This is a genomic window from Pseudomonas sp. Con_6, assembly GCF_059379395.1.
This window is the reverse complement of record NZ_CM182011.1, coordinates 2,399,395-2,423,729: the sequence shown is the minus strand read 5'-3', so window position 1 is coordinate 2,423,729 and position 24,335 is coordinate 2,399,395. Positions and strand designations below refer to the sequence as shown.

General features: G+C 65.6%; 4 protein-coding genes. All 4 read right to left on the bottom strand.

Annotated elements, in window-relative coordinates; translation table 11 throughout:
- Positions 1-3: 3 nt before the first annotated feature.
- The 4 genes from AC5QPF_RS10815 to AC5QPF_RS10800 all read right to left on the bottom strand — a co-directional run bounded on the left by AC5QPF_RS10815 (position 4) and on the right by AC5QPF_RS10800 (position 24,246).
- Positions 4-5,352, bottom strand: coding sequence for an NEL-type E3 ubiquitin ligase domain-containing protein (locus tag AC5QPF_RS10815; protein WP_494963209.1), 5,349 nt, complete (start codon positions 5,350-5,352; stop codon positions 4-6).
- A gap of 266 nt (positions 5,353-5,618) precedes the next feature.
- Complete coding sequence (locus AC5QPF_RS10810) at positions 5,619-12,959, bottom strand: NEL-type E3 ubiquitin ligase domain-containing protein (protein WP_494963208.1); 7,341 nt, start codon at positions 12,957-12,959, stop codon at positions 5,619-5,621.
- 176 nt (positions 12,960-13,135) lie between these two features.
- Positions 13,136-18,604: an NEL-type E3 ubiquitin ligase domain-containing protein gene (locus AC5QPF_RS10805; protein ID WP_494963207.1), complete on the bottom strand. Its 5,469-nt coding sequence runs from the start codon at positions 18,602-18,604 to the stop codon at positions 13,136-13,138.
- A 176-nt stretch (positions 18,605-18,780) separates the two neighbouring features.
- Entirely contained in the window at positions 18,781-24,246 is a 5,466-nt protein-coding gene (locus AC5QPF_RS10800) for an NEL-type E3 ubiquitin ligase domain-containing protein (protein WP_494963206.1), read from the bottom strand.
- Positions 24,247-24,335 lie beyond the last annotated feature (89 nt).

Below are 24,335 nucleotides of genomic sequence, written 5' to 3'. Positions count from 1 at the left end.
CCTCTATCCCTGATCCAGTCGCAACCCTTCGCCATGGGTCAGCTCGCGAACCAGGCTGGCCTCGTCGACCCTGCGCCGGTCGATCAGCGCCTGAACCCGCTCGCTGTACTGCACCGGCGTATCGTCCGGATACAGTTCGTCCAGGGCCAACACATCTGATTCGAAGCGATCCCGCAACGCCGTAAATCGCATGGCATGGGTGTCCTGCAGGTAAGCCAGCCAGAAATCCCTATGCCCGGCATAGTTCATCAGCCCCTGCCCGCTCTCGCCCTCCCGCACCAAGGACTCGGCACGCTCCAGCTCACCACTGCGCAGGTTGGCGGAGCCAGCATAGAGCATGTGTTCCGGTGCCAGCGGCAGGTCCAGGGTGTTCGCCAGGTTGAGCCGGTAGGCCAGGCGCACTTCCGCCTCGTCACGGTCGCCAGCTTCGCGCCGGGCGATATCGTCCAACGCCTGCAGGCGATATAGACGCCGCATTAGCCGGTACAGGATCGGGCCACGCTGCTCCGCGCTCGCGGACCGCAGTGCCTGGCCGGTGTACACAAGGATTTCCATCTGGTTGAACTCCAGGCGGATGCCATCCGGACAGGTGTCGAAGTCGCGCAACTGCCGCAACGGCTCCTCGGCCATGCCGTTGAGGACCAGGCACAGCTCGATATCCTGGGCACTGATGGTCAAAACCTGCCAGACCCGTTCGACCAGGTCCGGGCGGGTCAGCCCATTGCGGTATTCGGCGGTGTGCCGCAGGCGACCGACCATGCGCAGCAGGTCGTCGGCATCGCCACCGGTTTCCAGCTGGCGCCACAATTGGCGACGCTGGTCGCTGATCGCACCGGCCTTGTCGACCCACAGATCGACGCTGATCAGGTCGGCATCCGAAGCGCCGACGGAACTGCCGTCACCAGAATTCGAACCGCGCCAGTTGCCCCCACCACCCAGGCGGCGGAGATGCTCGGGCAGGTCCATGCGGAAGCTATAGGGTCGGTTGAGCCCCTCCGACAGGTAGGCCGAGTGCATCACCTCCTCGGCCAACGGATTGCCTTCCAGGGAGATTTCCGTGTTGCCACTGGCGCTTTCGGCGTTTTCCAGCAGGTATCGGGGCAAACTGGTGAGGCGATTATCGTTGAGGTTCAACCACTGGACGCATTCAGGCAACAAGCTGTCGAGCCAGGCGGGCCAGCGACTGATGTCCATGCGTTCGAGACCCAACAGATTGAGGGAAAAGCGGGCCAGGGCGGAGGCGTCGGCGATATCCCCCAGGCGGTTGCCGCTCAGTTCCAGCGCGGTGAGGCCGGGTATCTGCGCGAACTGCTCGAGCATCGCCTGGTCAACCAGCAACCGGGCATCGGTGATCGCCAGATGACGCAACTCCACCAGGCGAGTCACCGCCTCCGGTAACTGCGTTAGCGCAGAACCGCCGATACTCAGTTGCTCAAGACGACTGAAACGGGCGATCAAGCCATCCAGCTGAGCCACGCTGGCCACCGGGCGCAGGAGTTCGAGGCGGCTGATACGGTTGAAGAAGAAGGCCGGCAATGCATCCGGGAAATCCTCGATCTGGATGTCCTCCAGCACCAGCGACCGGGTGGTGGCCCCGTCGGTCTGGGCCAGCCAGTTGTCCAGCAGCGCCTCGCCGAGGGCCCGACGTGCTGCCAGGCGCTCCTCCCCCACCGTGCCGGCCTCGCGCAGCGACTCGAGCCAACCCTTGATCGCGGCGGACAGGCTGCGTTGCTCGATCAGCATGCCTTCGACGATGTTTTCCACGGTTTGCGGGACCGTCAGTTCGAAGCGGAAACGGCGCCCGCTCCAGGTACTGATACGCAGAGTGATCAACGCCTGGTGGGAGAACAGGTTGCCGTCCAGGCCAATCCAGGTCACGCGCCCGGCGCTCACGGGATTGTTGCGCACGTGGGCGGGCAGCTCGGTGAGGCGGTTGTCACGCAACGAAACGCGGTCGATCGACTCCAAGGCATCGCTGTCCAGCCACTCCGGCCAGCTCTCCAGGTCCAGGCGATCGAGGCCGAGGAACTTCAGTTGCAGGCCTTCGGTCAGGCGCACCGGCAGGTGGCTGATGCAGTTTCCACTCAGATCCAGGTGACGGAGTTCGCCCAGGCGGCACAGCTCGTCAAGCACGTCCTGGGCCAGTGGCAAGTGCTGGTTGAGCAGGTTCAGCTCAGCGAGCCGCGGGTATGCACCGACCAGCAAGCGCGGCAGTTCATAGGACGAACGCCCGCTCAAGGCGTCGATTTCCAGTGCGGTGACCCGCGGGAAAGCTCGCAGCAGGTCGAGCAAAGGGTCGACCAGGCGCAGCACACCGTCCTCGCCCACGACCCGGGTCGCCGCCGGTACCGTAACGGCAGAGAGCTCCAGACGTTGCACACGCAGGCGGAAAAATCCGGGCAGCTCGACAGGGAAGGCTTCCAGCGATACCGCAAACAGCCGCAACGGCACGCCATGCCGGCCGATTTCCGGCAACAGGTTGTCACGCCAGTGTTGCCACAGCGCCAGCTCGATCAATTGCCGGTCGCCAGGCGGCGTCGCCGCATCGGCCTCCGTGCGCGGGATCTCGCCCAGCGGCAACAGGCGCTGCAGTTGTCCGCGCTCGTCGAGCAAGGTATCGAGGCGGGCATCGATGGCGGCATTGTCCAGGCGCGCACCACGCAACTGGCGCAGCAGGTCGCTGGCGAACACGTCCGGCAACTCCAGCAGGCGGATCTTGTCGAGCAGAGTGCTCTCGCTGAGCAATGGGGCCAAGCGGGCGCGGCCGCTCAAAGGATAGCCCACCCGGCCGTTGGCCAGACGCATGGGCGAGCGCTGCGCCGGGCGGATCGGCTGCATGTGCAGGACCCGACGCAATGCCGGACGCTCCAGCGGTCGCTCCAGCACCTTGCGGCGCAACGCATCTCCTCCCGCCCCCGGGCCCAGGCCGAGGGCCGTGCGCTGTACCGAGGTCAAGGTTCGCAGCACCACGCTGAACAAGTCATCGGCAGCGCTCTGCGGTTCCTCGGCTGTGCGGTAGCCCTCCCCCGTCTTCACCACCACGCGCTGGTGCACCGCCGGATGCGGACCGATGCTGTCGAGCAAAGGACCGTCGACGCGCAAGGCACGGATGTCGATACGGTATTGCTCGGCCCAGCCTGGCAAGGCAGCAAGGCTGTGCAGGGCCAGGCGGGTACTGTCGTTGCTGCTCAAGGCTGGCAGGTAGAGGCCCTCATAGGCCCGTGCCAGGCGTACCCCCTGCAAATAGAAGCGCGCCTCTTCGGCTAGCCGTTGTGGCACCCGTTGCGCTTCGTCGAGCAGTTGGCGCTCGGCGCGGGTGGCGTGCTCCAGCAACTCCTCGGCGATGCGCTGCGGCAGGCCGGGAAAATCGCGCAGGATCAAGCGTTGAGCAGGCCCTGCCGGCGCGCCCGGCGTCTGGTAGAGCATATAGAACAGCCGCGAATGGTGTTCATGGCTCAAGGCTTCGTTGCCCTCCTCCAGGCTGCGATACATCCGGTAGCGCTCCAGACTGTCGAGCAGCAGTGCGGGAGGCCGTTGGCCTTCGACCAGCGCCCGGCGCAACTCGGACTCCTGGCAGCCACTGATCGCCAGCAGTTGCCGAGCCTCGCGGGCATCAAGCCCCTCCGCCACCACGCCGAGGCGTTGAAACAACTCCAGGCCCGCCCACTCCAAGGGCCGGTCCAGCGCGTGCAACCAGATGCCACCGCCTTGGTAACGCACCTCAGGCCGGTAAGCATCGGCTCGTCGCGGATGTTGCAGGTAGGTGCTGCCATCATCACGTGAGCCCACCGCATAGCGGCGCCCCCCCAGTGCCAGCCACTGCCTGCCTTGATAGTGATAAAGACCGCGGGCATCGGGCATCAGGCTTGCGGGCAGGACGATACCGTGGTCAAAAGGCTTCAGGTCACGGGACCACAGGCGCGTGCCGCCGTTTTCCAGGTCGACCGGGTGCAAGGCCTCGGGCAACGGCGGCAATTCGGCCATAGGGGGGGCGGCTTGTCCCAGCGCCATCATCAGCGCCAGGTTTTCCACCACGTCCAGCAGGTAGGTCCAGGCCTGTTCGCGTTCGTCGCGGGTCCACTCGCCAACCCCCTCGTAGACCTCATGGGCCAGTTGCGCAGCGCTGAACACCAGCATCGCCGCGCCCACCACCGGCACTGCGAACGCCAGCGCATTGAGGCTGTAAAGACCCGCCTGGGCGAAGTACTCCAGCTTCTGCTCCAGACTCTTGTGGTCTTCGCTGGCCGTCGGCACGGCAAGAAACAGACCGTCGTCCTTGAGAACGGTGATCTTGCGGGCCAGCAGCGCCGACAACACCGGCCCGGCCAGCGCGACCTCGGTGAACGGCAAGCTGACCTCGCGATCCAGGACTTCTTCATAGAATCCCCCGCTGTTCCAGACCTTTGGGTGAAACGCCTGGTGCAGCTTGTCGAGGACCCTGGCACGCTGGCGCAGCGGCAGCAGGCGCTGGAAGAACATCAGGTAGTCCGCCTGCAACAGCTGATCACGCAACTGCCGGCAGAAATCCAGGAACGAGGGATATTCCCTGAGTGGCGCCAGTGGATCGCCAGGAATGTAGACGACAATCTGGTCCATACCCGCCCGGGACGTGCGATCGACACCGAAAATCAGCAAACCGCTCAACTCGACGTCCCAGAGCCGCAGCACACCGCACTCGAGCGCCAGGCCGTCAATGCGCGCTTCGCGTCCGTGCAACACCTCGCATACGGCCTGGTACAGCGACTGACAGACCTGGCCTTGCATCCGCGCCAAGTGCAAGTGCAGCAACAATCCGGTCTGCTCATGTCGCTCGAACACCGCGCGCCGGCCGTAGAACGTGTCATGGATGAGCGTCTGATAGCGCCGGCCGAGATCGAGCTGGCGACACGCCGTAGCGAAGGCGTCGGGTGCCAGGTCCAGACGCTCGCCGTCCCACAATGGTTGCCCCGGCGTGGTAGTGAAGATCTGCGCCTTGGTCACGCTCAGGTCCATTCCGCCGGGCTCGCCTTCCCAGGCCTCGAAGTTCTGCAGCGCTACGCTCAGCAACGGGCGGCAGGCCAGGCGGAAGGACTTGTAGCTTTCCACCATCCAGTCCCTGGACGCAGCGAGGAAGGAGTCATCCGTCTGCATCCGCCCTGGATTGAACAGCCAGGTTTGCCGAACATCGATCTCCAGGCCGAACCGTTCTTTCAAGGCGGCCTTGAGCAAAGGTTCGGCGAAGCGCTCCACATCCTCCAGTGCCTGTAGCCAGGCGTCAACCTGAGTGCCCAGTGCCACATGCTCGCGGTAATCGTCCTGCAGGCGAGCGACCACTGCGGGCATGCTCGACAAGGCCGTAGTGAACCATGACATGGCCTCCGGTCCTTGCTTGCGCAGGCCCTGACGCGCTTCACCAGGCAGCGCCAGGACCCAGGGCGGCGTATGTTTTTCGATCGTGGCATACCCTCGCTGCGGGTAGGTCGGAGGGCTTGGCGGTAGGGTCGCAGATCCTTCTGATGCCGACATCGGTAATACCTGTGCTTGCGGATTGGGGCGTTCCAGCCTAATCAGACAACGCCCGGCAACGCATGGCGAAATCCTTCTCGGCAAGCACAGGAATCCAGCGACACCACCCCGGCCTACTGGGCGCTCATGGCGTACTCCCGGGTCAGGTGTTCGAGCAGGTCCTGCTCATCCTGCTTGAACTTGCTTTCCAGCGCCCGAATGCGCGCCGACGATTGCTCGAGCGTTTCGTCGGGATAGGCTTCGGTGGCATTCAGCACTGCTGCCTCGTAGTTCTCCTTGAGCAGACGGAAGCGTTCGGCGAAAGCCTCGCGCAGGTAGGCCACCCAGAAATCGCACTGCGCGGCAAACCGCTGCAATTCCTGCCCGGACTCTTCCAGTTGCAGTTGGGTCATGGCGCGATCCAGTTCACCCGGCCCCAGGTTGGCCGCACCGCGATACAGCATGCCCCGCGGCGGCGCCGGCAGTTGCAAGGTCTCGGCCCAGCGCAGGCGGTAGGCCAGACGCACCTCTGCCTCGTCCCGCCCGTTGCTTTGCTCACGGGCGATCCGGTCCAGGGTCTGCGAGCGGAAGATGCCACGCATCAAGCGGAACAATGCCGGACCACGATGCTCATCGGTGATTTCGCTCAGGGCCTGACGCGTGTGCACCTGGAACTCCATCTGGTTGAACTCCAGGCGAATACCGTCCGGGCAGGTTTCGTGGCTGTGCAATTGCTGCACCGGCTCCTGGGCCATGCCGTTGAGGGTCTGGCGCAACTCGGTGTCTTTTGCGGCGGCAGTCAGCACGGTCCAGACCCTACCGATCAATTCTGCCCGCGTCCCGATGGAACGGTAGTCGGCGCTGTAGCGAAGCAAGGCGATCAGCCCCAGCAGCGACTCGGCATCACCACGGGCGGCCAGGCCGTTCCAGATCAGCTGGTTGCGCAAGTCGTCCGCGAGAATGCCGGTCTCCCAGGTGCTGAGCGGGTCTTCATCGGTCATCGGATCGTCCGGCAACGACTCACCGTCTTCGGAGTCCGAGGTGTGCACCTCATGCTCCATGGCGGCGATATCGGGGGGCAGGTCGAGGCTGAAGGAGAACGGCCGGTCGTAATGCTGCGAAGTATGTGCACGAATCAGCGTGTCGCGCGTCAACGGGTTGTTGCGCAGGGAGATCTCCACAGCGCCGCTGTCGGTGCGCCGGTTCTGCAGGATGAACTCCGGCAACTCGCTGATCTGGTTGTCGTCCAGGCACAACAGCTCGATGCCGTTGGGCAGCATCTCGCAGAGCCAGTCCGGCACGGCCGCCAGCTCCATCTGCGCCAGACTGAAAAAGCCGAAGAAGCGCGTCTCGAAGATCGACACGTCGGTGATCTCACCGAAGCGGTTGCCGTCCAGTTGCAACGAGGACAACTCGGGTATGCGGGCGAAGGATTCCATGGCCGCCTGGTCGACAGTCAGGCCCATGTGCACCAGCGCCAGCTCGCGCAACTGGCTGAAGCGCTCGAGGAACGGCGGCACCTCGGTCAAGGGCGACAGCCCCCTGATCAGCGACAGTTCGCGCAACTGCGGAAACTGTCGGACGAAACGCTCCAGACTCGCCGGAGCCGCGTTGAAGCGGGAGATGTCGAGACGCTGGACCCGCGCCATGAAGAAGCTCGGCAGATTCCCGGGGAACTCCTCGAGGTCGAAGTCATCCAGACACAGCACCGCCGTCGCGCCACCCCGTACCTCCTCGCGCCAATAGGTCAGCAACTCGCGAGCGATACGCTGGCGTCGGGCCACTTGCTCGGGCTCAGCCAGCGCCGGTGTCAGCGCCGGATCGACCCAGTGTCGCAGGGCCTCCTGCAACTGCACCCGTTCCTGCACGCGCAGGCGCAGCACATCGGCAAGTGCCGGAGACATGTCCAGGTCGAAATGGAAGCGTCCATGGAAGCGCTCGGCCAGCAGGATGTCGAGCAACGCCTGGTGACGCAGTTGGTTGCCCTGCAGGGAAATGAACAGCGGCCGATTGACCGGGCTTATATCGGAAAGCACCCGCGCCGGCAGCTCGCTCAACTGGTTGCCGACCATGGACAACTGCCGGATCCCGAGCAGCGTTGCATTGTCCAGCCAGCGCGGCCATTCCTGTAGATCGAGCCAGTCGAGTCCCAGGTAATCGAGGTTCATCCCATGCAAGGTGTCGGCCGGCACATCGCGCAAACGGCTGCCGCGCAATTCGAGGCGCCGTAGCCGCGGCAGACTGGCCAGGGCCCGCAGGTCCTGGACGCCGAGCATGCCATCCAGCTCACGCAGGCCCAGAGCATCGAGCCGTGGCCAGGCACGCGCGACGAGCTGCGCCAGCCCCGTCGTCCACCGGCCGCCGCGGATATCCAGCGAGACCAGGTTGGGGAACTGGCGGGCAAAACCGAGCAGATCGCGCTCGCCGATCATCTGCCCGGCCGCATCGTCTTCGTTGAGGACCGCATCGTCCAACAGCACGCCGCGTACCCTCAGGCGGTAGAAGTCCGGCAAGGCCCGAGGCAATTCCGCCAACGGAATCTGCCACAGCACCAGCGGCACCGGTGGTCGTTCGAATTCTGGCAGCAGGGTGCGCCGCCAGTGTTCCCACAGGGCATTGCCGAGGCGTTCGCGATTACGCTGGCGAGTCTCGGTCAACACCTGTCCCTCGACCTCCGCTACCCAGCGCGCAAGGTACCCACGCAGCGTCTCGCGTTCGACGAACAGGTTTTCCACCCGTGTCGCGATGGCCCCGCGCTGCAGACCACTGCGATGCAGTGCCTGCAGCAGGCTGCCGGCAAAACTGTCGTCCAGCTGCAATTGAACCAGTCGGCCGCGCAACGCCTGCCAACTGCTGGGAGTGAGCTCTACAGGTGTCTGCGGCACCTCGGGAGTCTCGGGCGACACGACGTCCGTGGGCGAGACCGGGCGCTCCATGGCAGCGATATCGTCGGGCAAGTCCATCGTGAAGGTATACGGACGGCCAGGGCACTGCGACAGGTGTGCGCGAATCAGGGTGTCGCGGCTCAGGGGGTTGTTGCGCAAGGAGATTTCCACGGCTCCGGTTTCCATGCGCGGGTTAGCCAGCAGCGGTTCCGGCAGCTCGACCAACTGGTTGTCATCGAGGCTCAGCAGGCCCACGCCGTTGGGCAACAGCTGGTCGAGCCAGGCGGGCCACGTGGAAATCTGCATCCTGGCCAGCCCAAGCACGCCGAGGTAGCGCTGGCGGAACGGCGACATGTCATTGATGCCGCCCAGGCGGTTGCCCTCCAGACGCAGTTGGGACAGCCCAGGCATGCCTGCAAAGACATTCATCGCTGCCTGGTCGATGAGCATGTCCATGTTGACCAGTGCCAGTTGCTGCAGGAGCGGAAAGGCGGTCAGCCACGCCGGCACACTGGACAGCGCCGGCCGGCTGGCGGCCAGGGTCAATTGCCGCAGGTGCTGGAACTGGCCGAGCAAGCGCTGCAGGCCAGGGCTGCTGCCGGAGAAGCGGTTCAGGTCCAGGCGCCGTACACGGGAGGCGAAGAACGGCGGCAGGTTGCCGGGGAAGTCATCGAGCGCCAGATCCTCCAGAACCAGCGCGGCGTTCTGGCCATTGCGCAGTTCCTCACGCCAATAGTCCAGCAACACCCCGGAAATGCGTTGCCGATAGACCACATGCCCCGGGGCCAGTGGCGCGGGTACCTGCATCGGGTCGGCCCAGGCCTGCAGCGCAGCCTGCAACTGGGCACGCTCCAGAACCCGCTGGTAGAGGGTATCGGTCATGTTCGCGGACAGTTCCACATCGAATATGAATCGTCCGTGGAAACGCTGGGCCAGGGCCATGTCGAGCAAGGCCTGGTAGTCAAAGTTGTTGCCTTGCAGGGCGATGCGCAGCGGCCGGGCGACCCTCTCCCAGTCAGCCAGCACAGTCATCGGGACTTCACGTAGTTGGTTGCCGACCAGCGACAGCTCACCGATGCGATCCAGCGCGGCGTTGTCCAGCCAGTGCGGCCATTGCTCCAGCCCCAGCAGGTCGAGGCCCAGGTAATCGAGGACCATGCCATTCAATACGCTCACGGGCAGCTCGCCCAGCCGGCTGCCGCGCAAGGACAAGCGCCGCAAGCGCGGCATGGCGGCCAACGCGCGCAGTTCAGGAAAGCCCAGCGGACGCGCCTGGTCACGCAGCCCCAGTGCCGTCAGCCACGGGCAAACCCGCGCGATCATCTGTGGCAGGCCCGCCTGCCAGTCACCACTTCGGATATCCAGCGTGGCAAGGTTGGGAAACAGCCCGACGAATGCCTGCCATCGGGGTTCGTCGGTGCTGGGCGTCTCTTGTTCGGCATCACGCAGGCTCACCGCATCGAGCACGACGTCGCGCACCCGCTCACGAAGAAACGCCGGCAGTTGCGTTGGCAGGTCCTCCAGCCGCACCTGTTCCAGGACCAGTTGCGCCGCCGGTCGCCCCAGCTCCGGTAACAGGCCCCGCCGCCAGTAGTCCCACAATGCCTGGCCGATACGCTCGCGACTGCGCTGGCGGGTCTCGCTCAGGGCCTCGCTGGCCGACTCCAGGCTCCAGCGATCAAGGCACTGGCGCAGCACCAGCATCTCGTCAAGCAGGCCATCCAGGCGGCCGTTGACCGCGGCACGGTCAAGCCCTGAGCGGTACAACGCCTGCAGCGCATCCTCGGGGTACAGTTCCTCGATCTCCAGCAGGCGCAATTTATCCAGCAACTCGTCCTCGGTGAAGAACGGGTGGCCGCGCCCACTCAGCGGATAACCGATACGCCCGTCCGCCAGGCGCATCGGCGAGCGGAAACCGGGGCGGGACGGGGCCATCCCCAACCAGGCCCGCAGGGTGTGCCGTGGCGCCAGCGGCTGTTGGCGAATCGCCTCGCGCAATGCACCGGCATCGTTGAGCGCAAGACGGTCGCGCACGGCGAGCGGCAAGCTGTCGAACAGCGCCTGGCAGAAGTCCGTCGGCAATTGCCCACGCCAGAGCAGCGCGATCTCCGCCTCCTGGTCGCCACCGATACGCCCCAGCAGCTTGCCACCGGGTGTTGCTTCGTACAGGCCAATGCGCAGACCCGCCGGCCATCCCGGTAGCCCCTCCAGGGCATGCAGGAGCAGACAGGCGCTGTCGGGATTGATCGCCACGTCCAGATAAAGGCCTTCGCAAGCACGGGCGAGGCGCAGTTGCTGACGGTAGATCCGCGCTTCTTCCGCCAGACGCGGCGGTACCCGTCCGGAACGGGACAACTCGGCGAACTCGTGATCGGTCGCAGCCCTGACGATCTCGTCCAGCAACCCGCCGGGCAAGTCGAACTGACGCTTCAGGGCCTGGGACTGTACCGAAAGCGCTGGCATCTGGGCCTGGTAGGCGGCGTCGAAGGCCTCGACCGTTGGTGCCCCTGACAGGCCCAGATGCTCGGCCAGCGCCAGGCGGCGCAAGGTATCGGTCAGCAGCGCCGGCGGGCGCTGGCAGTGCACCAGGCTATGGCGCAGGTGCGCCTCGCTGATCCCGCTGATGCGCAGGGCACGCAGCGCCATCTCGGCGCTGACACCCGCCTCGCGGTGCCCCTGACGACGAAACAGCTCCAAGCCATGCCAGTGTTGCGGCGTGTCCAGTTCGTGCAGCCAGCCGCCATTGCCGTTGTGAAGGACCTCCGGCTCGTAGGCCCAGGCACGCTGGGGGTGCTCAAGGCTGTAGCGCTCTTGATGTCCCAGCAGGGTGCGCACCGAGTAATAGCGCCCGTCCAGGGCCAGCCACTCGCGGTTCTGCCACGCATACAGACCGTTTTCGCCAGGCGTCAGGTCGGCGGGCAGGCGGATGTCGTAGGCGAACGGTGTGAGGTCCGGTTTCCAGAGGCGCACACTGCCATCGGCCAGGGTCACCGGACGCATGCTGCGCACCGCCAGCGGCAGGTTACCGGTGAAGCGATGGGCCGCCGAGCCCGCCGCGCCCATGGCGGCCATGAGCACGAGGTTCTCGCCGACATCCATGAAGTAGGTCCAGGCCTCTTCGCGCTCGCCCTGCGACAGCGAGTCGAAACCTTCGTAGACCTCGTAGCCAAGCATCGCCGCGTTGACCACCAGCATCACCTCGCCCACCCCCGGGACCACGAAAGCAGCCACGTTCAAGACGTCGAACGCCACACCGAGGAAATAACTGACCTTGGCTTGCGCCGACTTGTGATCCTCCACGGCGGTGGGTACCGCATGGAACAGCCCGTCATCCTTGAGTACCGCGATCTTGCGCTGCAACAGGTGATCGAACAGCGGCCCGCTGATCATCCGCCGGTTCAGGTGCAAGACGGCGTTGGGGTCGGCCTTGTCCTCGTACCACCCCCCCGGATTCCAGACCCTGGGCGACAGCGTGCGCTGGACCCGCCGCATCAACGGGTCGCGCTCGCGGGCCGGCACGAAGCGCAGGAAATACGTGCGCCACTGCGGGTCGCGCAAGCGCTCGACCAGCGAACGATTGAGCGCGCCGAGGGAGGCGAACTCCTCGAACGGCTGTCGCGGTTCGTCCGGCATGTACACGAGCAACCGTTGCGGCGCGCCTTCGGCGTTCGTCTGGCGGAAGAACAGGACGATACCGTTGAGTTCGACGTCCCATAGTTTCAATGCGCTGCGCTTGAGATCGCCGCTCGCCTTGCCGTTGTTCGCCACGTCCAGCAGCGCGTGGTAAAGGTCCTCGGCGACCCAGGATTGCAGATAGGCCAGGTGCAGGTTGAGACGGAAGGTCGATTGCTCGAAGTCCTTGAAGTAGCCCTGGCGCTCGGCAGTCGCCGCGCTGACCGTTCCCCCCGCGCCAGGAGCGGGCCGGAACACCGCTTCGATCTGCCGCTGGTAGCGGCCGCCAAGATCAAGCTCGCGACACAGGGCTGCGAAATGTTCCGGCAACAGATCGATCGTCTCGCCGGGCGCCAGGGGCTGACCGCTATCGCTGGCGAATATCGTCGAAGGACGGCGACCGTCGCGCATGCCGTCCGCGGCGGCCTCGAATGCCTCGAAGTTCTGCAGGGCCGCCGCCAGCAGCGATTGGGTCGCGGCTTTTACCACCTGGAACGCCTTGACCACGGGGTCGCCCCCAGTGACCAGCGATTCGTCGACACGGGCCCGAGCGGCATTGAACAGGAAGGTGCGGCGTACATCGAGATCAAGGCCAAAACGGGTTTTGATCGCTTCGCGCAGCAATGGCTCGGCAAAGACCTCGGCGCTCGGCAGTGCCTGCAGGCAACCTTGCACCGCCGTTGCAAGCAGGTGCTGGCGCTGGCCCTCCTCGCGCAAGGCCATGGTCACCCATGGCAGGTTGTAGCCGGCATCGGACAGCCACGGCAGCGCCCGCGGCACCGTCGCTCGCAAGGCCTGGCGCCGTTGCGGCGAACTGTCCAGCAGCCACTGCGGAACACGCTGGCTGACCGTCAGATAATGCACATCCATCGTCGTGGAAGGTGCGGCGGGGGTATCGATATCCTCTGTAGCAGCCATCTCCAGGCCCTCTCGTCCATGAATCGGGCGTTCAGGCTAGAGGCGAGACCGGGCTTTTAAAATGGCAAATTATCTATGGAAAAACCGGCGATCGGATCGGAACTTCGAATCCGAACGAGGCATATCTACCACCTTGGAAAACGCCGGGGCACGTGCCCCGGCGCAGCGCTCGGGGGTTACTCCGCGTAACCGTGCTGCAGCGTCAGCACAGTGATCAGGGCCTGCTCCTCGCCCTTGAACCTGTCCTCCAGGACACGGATGCGCCCGGCGGTCTGCTCGGCGCTTTCATCGGGGTAGGCATCGGTGATCCTGAGCACTTCCGCCTCGTAGCTGTCCTTGAGTGCCCTGAACTGGCCCTCGAAGGCTTCCCGCAAGTAGGCCGTCCAGAAATCGCACTGCCCGGCGAACGTGAAGAACCCCGGCCCGGCCTCCTCCATCTGCAAGAGCGCCAGGGCCATGTTCAGCTCGCCAGGCGCGATGTTGGCGGCACCGCGATAGAGCATGCCGCGAGGTGGCAGCGGCAGTTCCAGCTCCTGGGCCCAGCGCAAGCGATAGGCGAGACGCACCTCGGCCTCGTCGCGGCCATTGGTGTGCCTGCGGGCGATGGAATCCAGTGCCTGGGCGCGAAACAGACTGCGCATCAACCGGTACAACGCTGACGCGCGGTCGGTTTCCGGCAGGTTGCGCAGTGCCTGGCGGGTATAGACCTGGCCTTCCATCTGATTGAATTCCAGCCGTATGCCGTCCGGGCAGGTTTCATGGGTATTGGCCTGTTGCAACGGTTCCTGAGCCATGCCATCAAGCATCTGCCGTAGCTCACCGTCGTCCATGGCCGCCGCCAGTACGCTCCACACCCGCTGGACCAGCTCGGCCCGGGTGGCAGTCGACCGGTAGTCGGCGCTGTAGCGCAGGCGCCCGACCAGGCCCAGCAAGGCATTGGCATCGCCTGCGGCGACCAGGTTGTCCCACAGGCCCTGGTTGCGCTCATCCTGAGCGACATCGCCGGTTTCCCAGGTGGTCGCCGGGTCGTCGTCGGAGAGGGCCGGGTCCTCCACCGAGACTTCGGGCTCATCGGTGTCGGAATCATGCACCTCGCGCCCCATCACCGCGATATCCTCGGGCAGGTCCAGGGCGAAGGAATAGGGTCGGCTGTGGTGCTGTGAAGTGTGCGCGGCGATCAGCGTTTCCCGGGTCAGCGGGTTGTTGTGCAGGGCGATCTCCACCGCACCGCTGTCGGTACGACGGTTCTCCAGGATATGCGCCGGCAGTTCAGTGAGCTGGTTGTCGTCCAGGCACAGCAGTTCGATGCCGTTGGGCAGCATCTCGCTGAGCCACGCCGGCCAGGTGGCGATGCCCATCTGTGCCAGGCCCAGGAAGCCGAGGAAGCGATCGGCGAACATCGACATGTCGCTGACCTGGCCCATGACGTTGCCATCGAGCTGCAACGACGACAGCAACGGCAGGCGCGCAAAGGCCTCCATCGCCGTCTGGTCGATGGTCATGCCCATGCGCACCAGTGCCAGTTCGCGCAATTCAGGCAAGGTTGAAAGAAACGCCGGCACGCTGCCCAGACTCGGCTGGCCACTGATCAGGCTCAGCTCGCGCAGTTGCTGGAAGCGGCAGACGAAGCGTTCCAGGCTGCCGGCGCCGGGGCCGGCATGGTAGCGAGTAAGGTCCAGGCGCCGCACACGCTCGATGAAGAATGCCGGCAGGTCGTCCGGAAAGTCTGCCAGCACCACGTCGTCCAGGCACAGCAAGGCCATGCCGGGGCCGCGCAGGTCCTCGCGCCAGAAGCCCATCAGCAACCTGAAGATACGTTGCCGATACTGGAGGTGCTCGGGACTCAGCACCTCTGTTTGCAGCGCGGGGTCGGCCCAACGCTGCAACGCCATCTGCAAGGTGGCGCGCTCGGTGACACGCTGGTCGAGCACGGCGGCCACCGCAGGCGAAAGGTCCAGATCGAAGATGAAGCGGCGATGGAAGCGCTCGGCGAACGTCAGGTCGAGCAGCGCCTGGTGGCCGAATATATTGCCCTGCAAGGCAATCCGCAGGGGCCTGGCCACGGGCGTGATATCCGCAAGAATCAGCGGTGGCACTTCGGTCAGGTGATTGCCCTCCAGCGACAGCTCGCCGATCCGCCCCAGCGCGGTGTTGTCCAGCCACACCGGCCACTCCCGCAGGCCGACCGCGTCAAGCCCAAGGTAGTCGAGGATCAGGCCGTGGAAGGTGGTACTGGGTATATCACCCAGGCGGCTGCCACGCAGCGACAAACGCCGCAGACGGGTCAGTGCCAGCAGCGAACGCAAGCTGCGGTGGCCAATCTGCAAGGCCTGCTCGCGCAAGCCCAGGGACATCAGCCGTGGCCAGGCGCCTGCGATGGTTTCCGTCAGGCCCACTCCCCATTCGCCGGCGCGGATATCCAGTGCGGTCAGGTTGGGGAACTGGCGGGCCAGCGCCGTCAGGTGCTGTGCACCGATAATCCTTTCGTGGCGCTCGCCTTCGGTCTGGATCACTTCGTCCAGCAGCAGGTCGCGAACCCGCTCGCGAAAGAACGGCGGCATTTCCGCCGGCAGGTCCGCCAATTGCACCTGCCAGAAGATCAGGCGCGGCGCCGGGCGTCCGAGTTCGGGCAGGATGCTGCGGCGCCAGTGGTCCCAGATGGCATGGCCGATACGCTCACGGCTGACCTGACGTGCCTCGCCCATGATCTCGTTGGCCGACGCCAGGCTCCAGCGATCCATGCAACGGCGCAGTACCAGCAACTCGTCGAGCCAGACATTGAGCCGGGTATTGATGGCGATGCGGTCCAGCCCGTGGCTGTACAACCGCTGCAGCGCATCCTCGGGATGGATATCGTCCAGCTCCAGCAAGCGCAGCTTGTCCAGCAATTCGTCTTCGGTGATGAACGGCGTGCCCTGCCCACTCAGGGGATAGCCCAGACGCCCGTCGGCCAGGCGCATCGGCGAGCGGTAGCCCGGCTTGTGCGATTGCAGGCCGAGCCACTGGCGCAGACGATGGCGCGGCGCCAGGGGTTGTTGCCGAAGCTTTTCACGCAACGCGGCCGCGTCACTGACGCCCTGCCCGCTGCGCACCTTTTCCGGCAGGCTGTCGAACAGGGTCTGGAAAAAGTCCACCGCTGCCTGCTCGCGCCACACCAGGGCTACCTCTGCCGTCTCGTCGCTACCGATACTCGCCAGCAGCCTGCCCCCAAGCGAACCTTCGTGCAGATCGATACGCAGGTTCGCCGGCCATTGTGGCAGGCTCTCCAGGCCATGCAGCGCCAGGCAGGCACTGTCGGCACCGAGCTGCAGGCCCAGGTAGAGCCCTTCGCAAGCCCGGGCAATGCGAACCTGCTGCTGGTAGAGCCGGGCTTCTTCGGCCAGGCGCAGGGGGACGCGCGCATGATAGGTCAGCTCGTCGAGTTCCGGCTTGTCCGCCGCAGCGAGGATCTCCTCGATCACACCATGGGGAAGGTCGAAGTCGCGCCGCAGGACCTGCGCCTGCGCCGACAGGTCCGCCTGGCCGGCCTGGTATTCGGCGGTAAAGGTCCCCGCGTCGAGAACGCCAGCGGCACTCAGGCGGTCGGCCAGGAGCAAGCGACGCAAGGTGTCGGTCAGCAGCGCCGGCGGCCGACGGCGGTCCACCAGGCTCTGGCGCAACTGCCCTTCACTGACCCCGCTGCTACGCAGGGCGCGCTGGGCCATGTCAGCGCTGACGTCGGCCTCGCGGAACCCCTGGCGGCGAAACAGCTCCAGGCCCGACCATTGCTCCGGCGTATCCAGCTCGTGCAGCCAGCCACCATTGCCGTTGTGGCGCACCTCCGGCTCGTAGGCACCGGGTCGCGTGGGGTGTTCCAGGCGATAGACGGTTTCTTCGCCGAGCAGCGTACGCACCGAGTAATAGCGTCCGTCCAGCGCCAGCCACTGGCGCCCCTGCCAGGCGTACAAGCCGTTTTCACCGGGCTTGAGGTCAGTGGGCAGACGCACGTCGTAGGCAAACGGCTTCAGGTCCGGCGTCCACAAACGCACGCGACCATCGGCCAGGGTCACCGGGCGCATGCTCCGCACGGCCAGTGGCAGATTGCCGGAGAAGCGTTGCGCCGCTGCACCCGCCGCCCCCAACGCCGCGATGAGCGCGAGGTTCTCGCCGACATCCATGAAATAGCCCCAGGCCTCTTCCCGGTCGCCCTTGGACAGGCTGTCGAATCCTTCGTATACCTCGTAGCCAAGCAGCGCCGCATTGACCACCAGCATCATCTGCCCCAGCCCCGGGACAATGAAAGCAGCCACGTTGAGCACGTTGAAACCGACGCTGAGGCAGTAGGTGATCTTGTCCTCAAGGGACTTGTGGTCCTGCGTCGCCGTAGGCACCGCGTGGAACAACCCGTCATCCTTGAGCACAGCCATCTTGCGTTGCAGCAGCAGGTCGAGCAGCGGCGTGGTGAACGCCGTCCGGTCGAGTTGCAGCAGCGCATTGCGGTCGGCCTGCTCTTCGTACCAGCCGCCCGGGTTCCACACCTTCGGGAACAGCGTGCGCTGGATCCGCTGCAACAAGCGATCACGCTCGCGCGCCGGGACGAAGCGCAGAAAGTAGGTGCGCCAGGTGTTATCGCGCAAGCGTTCGCACAGCGAGCGGTTGAGTGCCTGCAGGGTGGCAAAGACCTGGACAGGCTGCTGCGGCTCGTCCGGCAGGTAGAGGACCAGGCAAGCGGCAGACGGGCCCTGCGCGGCCAGGGAAAACAGCACCGCGCCGTTGAGCTCCAGCTCCCACAGCGTTATGACGCTGCACTCCACGCCTGCGACGCCCTTGCCGTTGCTGGAGGCCTCCAGCAAGGTCTGGTAGGCGTGCTGATCGATCCAGCCACGCAACCTGGCCATATGCAGGTTGAGACGCAAGCTCGACTGCTCGAACAGCTTGAAATACGCCTGGCGATTCAGCGCTGCCGCCTCGGCGCTTTCGTCCGCGACGGGGGTTGGCTGGAACATCTCGCGGATCTGCCGCTGGTAGCGCTCGCCAAGGTCGAGGGTCCGGCACAGCGCCGCGAAACGCTCCGGTACCAACTCGATATCGCGGCCGGGCTCAAGCGCCAGGCCGCTTTCGCTGGCAAAAATCCTCGAAGGACGGCGATCATCGCGCAGGCCATCCGGCTCGGCTTCGAACGCCTCGAAGTTCTGCAGCGCAGCCTGCAGCAAGGAACGGGTCGCGACCTTCACCACCTGGAACGCCCGCACCACCGGATCGTTGTCCGCCAGGTGAGCTTCGCTGGCACGGGCGCGGACAGCGTTGAAGAGAAAGGTCTTGCGCACATCCAGATCGAGGCCGAAGGTTTTCTTCAAAGCCTCGCGCAACAGCGGCTCGGCAAAGGCCTCGACACTCGGCAATTGCCCGAGGAAACCGACCACCATCCTCACATGCAGGCGATGACGCTGGTGCTCCTCGTCCAGCGCCTGCAGCACCTGCGGCAAGCGCGCCCCGCCTTCGCTGAGCCAGGGCAGCGACTGCGGTACGGTCTTGCGCAAAGCCTGGCGCCACTTCGGCGAAGTCTTGAGCAGCCAAGGCGGGACCTTGTCGCTGACAGCCTGGTAGTGGACATCCGCCTGCGTGGCGGTTCCCGGTGTTGTTTCGACATCCTGTGCATCGGCCATGGTCAGCCCTCTCGTCCATGAATCGGGCGTTCAGGCTAATGGCGTGATCCTGTTTTAAAAATCGCAAATCCTTTATCGAACAGACGGGATTCCGATCAGAACTTCGAACCTGAAAAAGCCTTATGTACCACCGCGCGACAACGCCGGGGCAAGACGCCCCGGCGCGCGTGCCGTGGTCATTGCGGTCCGAGCGAGTGCTCCAGGGTCAGGCGCTCGAGCAAGGCCTGCTCGTCCGTCTTGAACTGTGCTTCCAGGGCACCGGTCCGCGCCGCCGACTGCTCGCCGCTGTCATCCGGGTGCGCCTCGATCGCGTCGAGCACTGCGGCTTCGTAGCGCTCCTTGAGCGGCGCGAAGCGCGCGGCGAAGGTCTCACGCAGGTAGGCGACCCAGAAGTCGCACTGCGCAGCGAACTGCAAAAGCGCCGGCCCCTGCTCCTCCTCGCGGACCCGGCGCAGGACGGCATTCAGCTCACCCTGGGAGATGTCGGCGCTGGCCTGGTAGAGCATGCTGCGTGGCGGCAGCGGCAATTGCAGTTCGGCACCCCAGTTCAGGCGATAGGCCAGGCGCACCTCCGCCTCGTCGCGCCCGCGCGCCTCGCGGCGGGCGATGCTGTCGAGGGTGTAGGCGCGAAAGACCCCGCGCATCAGGCGGAACAGCGCCGGGCCACGATCGTTGTCGGTGATCTGGCGCAACGCCTGGCGCGTGTAGACCTTGAACTCCATCTGGTTGAACTCCAGGCGGATACCGTCCGGACAGGTCTCGTGGCTGTGGACCTGGCGCAACGGCTCCTCGGCCATACCGTTGAGGATCAGGCGCAGCTCACGGTCCTGCTCCACCGCCGCCAGCACGGTCCACACCCGTTCCACCAACTCCGGACGGATGAGCGTCGAGCGATAGTCAGCGCTGTGTCGCAACAGGCGCACCAGTTTAAGCAGCGCCTCGGCATCGCCGGCCTCCACCAGGGTGTCCCAGGTGTGCTGATTGCGCGCATCCTGCTCCAGGTTGCCGGTCTTCCAACTGTGGGCCGGATCGCCCTCCGCCACCGGCAGATCGTCCGACGACGGGCCGCCCTCCTCTAAGCCGCCAGACTCGTCTTCAGAATCGGAAACATGCGCCTCGCGCCCCATCACTGCGATGTCCTCGGGGAGGTCCATGACGAAGGTATACGGACGGTTGTAATGCTGCGAGACATGCGCCTGAATCATGGTGTCGCGGGTCAGCGGGTTGTTGCGCAGGGAAATCTCCACCGCACCCTCGGTACTGCGCCGGTTGTCCAGAAGCAGCGCCGGCAGCTCGCGCAACTGGTTGCCGTCCAGGCCGATGCGCTCGACGCCGGTGGGAAGCAACCGGTCGAGCCAGGCAGGCCAAGTGTCGATCTGCATGCGCGCCAGACCGAGGTATGTCAGCACCCGCGAGCGAAACATCGACACATCGATGATCGAGCCCAGGCGGTTGCCGTCCAGCAGCAGCGAGGTCAGCGTCGGCAGCCGGGCAAAGCCGCGCATGGCCGCCTGGTCGACCGTCAGGCCCATGTCCAGCAGTGCCAGCTCGCGCAGTTGGGTAAAGCGGCTGAGGAATGCCGGTATCCTGGTCATGCTCGGCTGCCCTTCGCTCAGCCACAGCTCGGTCAGTTGCGGGAATGGCCAGAGGAAGCGTTCGAGGTCGCCGCCACGGCCACTGAACTGGCTCAACTCAAGGCGGCGTACACGCGCGAGCAGGAACGGCGGCACGCTCTCGGGCATGTCACTGAGGACGGCATTCCCCAGGCTCAGCACCGCGGTACCGCTGTCCTGCAGGCTCTCGTGCCAGAACCTCAGCCAGGCCTGGCCAATGCGCCGGCGGTAGGCTATCTGGTCAGGATCCAGTGGCGTCGTGGAGGTCGCCGGATCAAGCCACTCGCCCAGGGTCGCCTCGATTTGCCGCCGCTCCAGCACGCGCTCACGGAGCTCCTGCTCGAGTGCCGCCGACAACCCCAGGTTGAAGCTGAAACGACGTCGGAAGCTCTCGGCCAGACGCAAGTCGAGCAGGGCCTGGCGGGAGAATCGGTTGCCCAGCAAGGCAATACGCAGCGGCGTGGCCACGGTGTGCGCGTCGTCGAGGATGGCCGCCGGGATCTCGCTGAGCTGATTGCCCACCAACGACAGCTCGCCAATCCGCCCCAGCGCGGTGTTGTCCAGCCACTGCGGCCACTCCTGCAGACCGACCCAGTCGAGGCCAAGGAAGTCCAGGGTCAAGTCGCTCAGCGCCGTGGCCGGCATGGCGCGCAGGTGCATGCCGCGCAGATCGAGGCGGCGCAGCCGGCTCAGGCTGCCCAGGCTGTGCAGGTCATCCTTGCCGAACAGACCACCCAGTTCCTGAAGCGTCAGCCCAGCGAGCCGAGGCCAGGCACGGGCGATCAGTCCGGACACGCCGGCGGGCCATTGTCCCCGGCGGATTTCCAGTGCCGTCAGGTTGGGGAAGCGCCCGGCAAGTGCACTCACGCGTTGTGCTTCGACGATCTGTTGAAAAGCTTCGCCCTCCTCCTCGATCACATCGTTCAACACCAGCGTGCGCACCCGCTCGCCAAAGAAGTCCGGCAGCCGCGACGGCAAATCGACCAGCTGTACCTGCCAGAGGATCAGGCGCGGTGCCGGCTGGCCCAGTTCAGGCAGCAGACTGCATCGCCAGTGCGCCCAGATGGCCTGGCCAATGCGCTCGCGGCTACGCTGGCGGGCGACGCTGAGGTGTTCGCTGGCCGACTCCAGCACCCAGGCATCGAGACAGCCGCGCAAGGCGAGCATCTCACCGAGCAGACCGTCCAGCCGCGCGTTCACCGCGACCCGGTCCAGGCCGCTGCGGTACAACGCCTGAAGCGCATCCTCGACATAGACGTCCTCCAACTCCAACAGGCGCAGCTTGTCCAACAGCTCGTCTTCGGTCAGGAATAACGCGGGGCGTCCGCTGAGCGGGTGGCCAATGCGCCCGTCAGCCAGGCGCATCGGCGAGCGGAAGGCCGGTTTCAGTTCGCGCAGGCCGAGCCACTGGCGCAGACGCTGGCGCGGCGGCAATGCCTGCGCCTGCAAACGCTCGCGCAGGGTCGCGGCATCGGCCAGACCAAGCCTGACCCGGGTAGCCTCTGGCAGCGCATCGAACAGCACCTGGCAAAACAATGAGGGCGACTGCGCGCGCCACACCAGCGCCAACGCCGGTTCTGCGGCAGGTCCGATACTGGCGAGCAAGGCACCGTCGAGGCGGTCCCGATACAACGCCAGGTGCAGGTTTTCCGGCCAGTCCTCCAGGCCTTGCAGGCTGTGCAGAAGCACGCAGGCACTGTCTGGCGTGGCCTCCAGGTCCAGGTACAACCCTTCGCAGGCGCGAGCGATGCGGACCTGCTCGCGGTATAGCCGTGCTTCTTCCGCCAGACGCAGCGGCACACGAGCCTCCCGGGTCATGACCTCGAGCTCCTCCGCAGTCGCCGCGCCAACGATCTCCTCGAGCAGGCCGTTGGGCAACTGAAACTGCCGCCCCAGCAAGCGCCCCCGTGGCGACAGGCGCGGTTGCAGCTCACGGTAGGCGCGGGCGAATGCGTTGGCATCCGCCGCAGCCTCAGCCAGGGTCAGGCGGTGCAAGGTGTCGGTGAGCAGTGCCGGTGGCCGACGGCTGTCGACCAAGGTCTGGCGCAACTGCGCCTCGCTGACCCCGCTGATGCGCAAGGCGCGCTGGGCCAGCTCGGCGGACACTCCCGCCTCCCGCGGTCCCTGACGCTGGAACAATTCCAGTCCGCGCCACTCCCCAGGCGTCTCCGCCTCGTGCAGCCAGCCGCCATTGCCGTTATGGCGGACCACCGGCTGGTAACCAGCAGAGCGTTGCGGGTGTTCCAGACGGTAGCCCTGTTCCTCGCCGAGCAGAGTCCGCACCGAGTAGAAGCGCCCCTCCAGCTTCAACCACTGGCGCCCCTGGTAGTCGTACAGTCCATTCGACCCAGGTTGCAGTTCAGCTGGCAGGCGGATGTCGTAGGCGAACGGCGTGATGTCCGGTTTCCACAGGCGCACGCTGCCGTCGGCCAGGGTCACCGGGCGCATGCTGCGCACGGCCAGCGGCAGGCTACCCTCGAAGTGTTGCGCGGCACCGCCGGCCACGCCCAGCGCCGCCATCAGTGCCAGGTTTTCGCCAACATCCATGAAGTAGCCCCAGGCCTCTTCCTTGTCGCCCTTGGCCAGGCTGTCGAAACCCTCGTAGACCTCGTAACCGAGCAATGCGCCGTTGACCCCGAGCATCACCACGCCCAGCGACGGGACGACGAAGGCCGCCAGGTTGGCCACATCGAAGACCACCCCCAGGGCGTACTCGACCTTGGCCAGCGCTGACTTGTGGTCCTGCTCCGCTGTCGGCACCGCGTGGTACAGGCCATCGTCCTTGAGCACAGCGATCTTGCGCTGCAGGAGGATGTTCAACAGTGGCGCGGAAAACGCCTGTTTGCCCAGGTGCAGCGAGGCGTCGGCATCGTACTGCTCTTCGTACCAACCGCCGGGGTTCCAGACCTTGGGATACAGGCTGCGCTGGAGACGTTGCGACAGTCGATCGCGCTCGCGCGCCGGAACGAAGCGCATGAACCAGGTGCGCCAGGCCGGATCGCGCATGCGCTCACGCAGGCTGGCCTGCAAGGCCTGGGTCGAGTCGAAGGTCTGCAGCGGCTGCCGAGGCTCGTCCGGCAGGTAGGCCACCAGCCGCGTCGCGGCACCATCGCGCCCGGGGCTCTGGAACAGGACGATGCCGTTCAGCTCGACGTCCCAGAGGGTCAGGACACTGCGCTCCAGGCCATCCTTGGCCTTGTCGTTCTTCGCCACCTCCAGCAAGTTCTGGTACAGGTCGGCGTCGAGCCAGCCACGCAGGCGGGCCAGGTGCAGGTTGAGGCGCAAGCTCGATTGCTCGAACAGCTTGAACCAGGCCTGACGATTGTCTGTCGCGGCCTGAACGCTTTCCCCGGCCTGCGGCGGGGGAGCGAACAGCGCGTCGATCAAGCGCTGATAGCCCGCACCGAAGTCCAGTTCGCGGCAGAGTGCCGCGAAGCTCTCGGGGGCCAGGTCGAGCGGCTGCCCCGGCTCCAGAGGCTGGCCGCTGTCGCTGAGGAACAGCGACGAAGGCCGGCGTCCGTCCCGCAGGCCATCGGGCTGTGCCTCGAACGTCTCGAAGTTCTGCAGGGCGGCCTGGAGCAACGAGCGGGTGCCGGCCTTGACCGCCTGGAAGGCCCTGACCGCAGGATCGTCATGCGCCAGCTGTTGTTCAGCGGTGCGCGCGTGCACGGCGTTGAAGAGGAAGGTGCGCTGCACATCGAGATCAAGGCCGAAGCGGCTGCGCAGTGCCTCGCGCAGCCGCGGTGCGGCGTAATCCTCGACGCTGGGCAGCGTGGCAAGCAGGCGCTCCACGGTCACGCGGTACTGCTCGTGACGTCGCACCTCCTCGTACCAGGCATGCACCACCTCCGGCAACCGGTCGGCGGCCTCGGTCAGCCAGGGCAGCGTCGGCGGCACATTGGCGCGCAAGGCCCGGCGTTGCTCCGCCGAGGTGTGCAGCAGCCACGCGGGTACCCTCTGGCTGACGGTCTGATAATGGATATCGTCGGTCGTCGTGGCGGCTGCCGCGAGCGTTGATGTATCGGCCATGTTGAAGCCCTCTCGTCCATGAATGGGCGTTCAGGCTAATGGCGGGATCCTGTTTTAAAAATGGCAAATTCCTCATGGAACAGTCGGGA

What these genes read in the sequence shown, in the direction of transcription:
- AC5QPF_RS10815 (WP_494963209.1), bottom strand. Translation starts at nt 5,352, where the DNA reads ATGTCATGGTTCACTACGGCCTTGTCGAGCATGCCCGCAGTGGTCGCT.
- AC5QPF_RS10810 (WP_494963208.1), bottom strand. Translation starts at nt 12,959, where the DNA reads ATGGCTGCTACAGAGGATATCGATACCCCCGCCGCACCTTCCACGACG.
- AC5QPF_RS10805 (WP_494963207.1), bottom strand. Translation starts at nt 18,604, where the DNA reads ATGGCCGATGCACAGGATGTCGAAACAACACCGGGAACCGCCACGCAG.
- AC5QPF_RS10800 (WP_494963206.1), bottom strand. Translation starts at nt 24,246, where the DNA reads ATGGCCGATACATCAACGCTCGCGGCAGCCGCCACGACGACCGACGAT.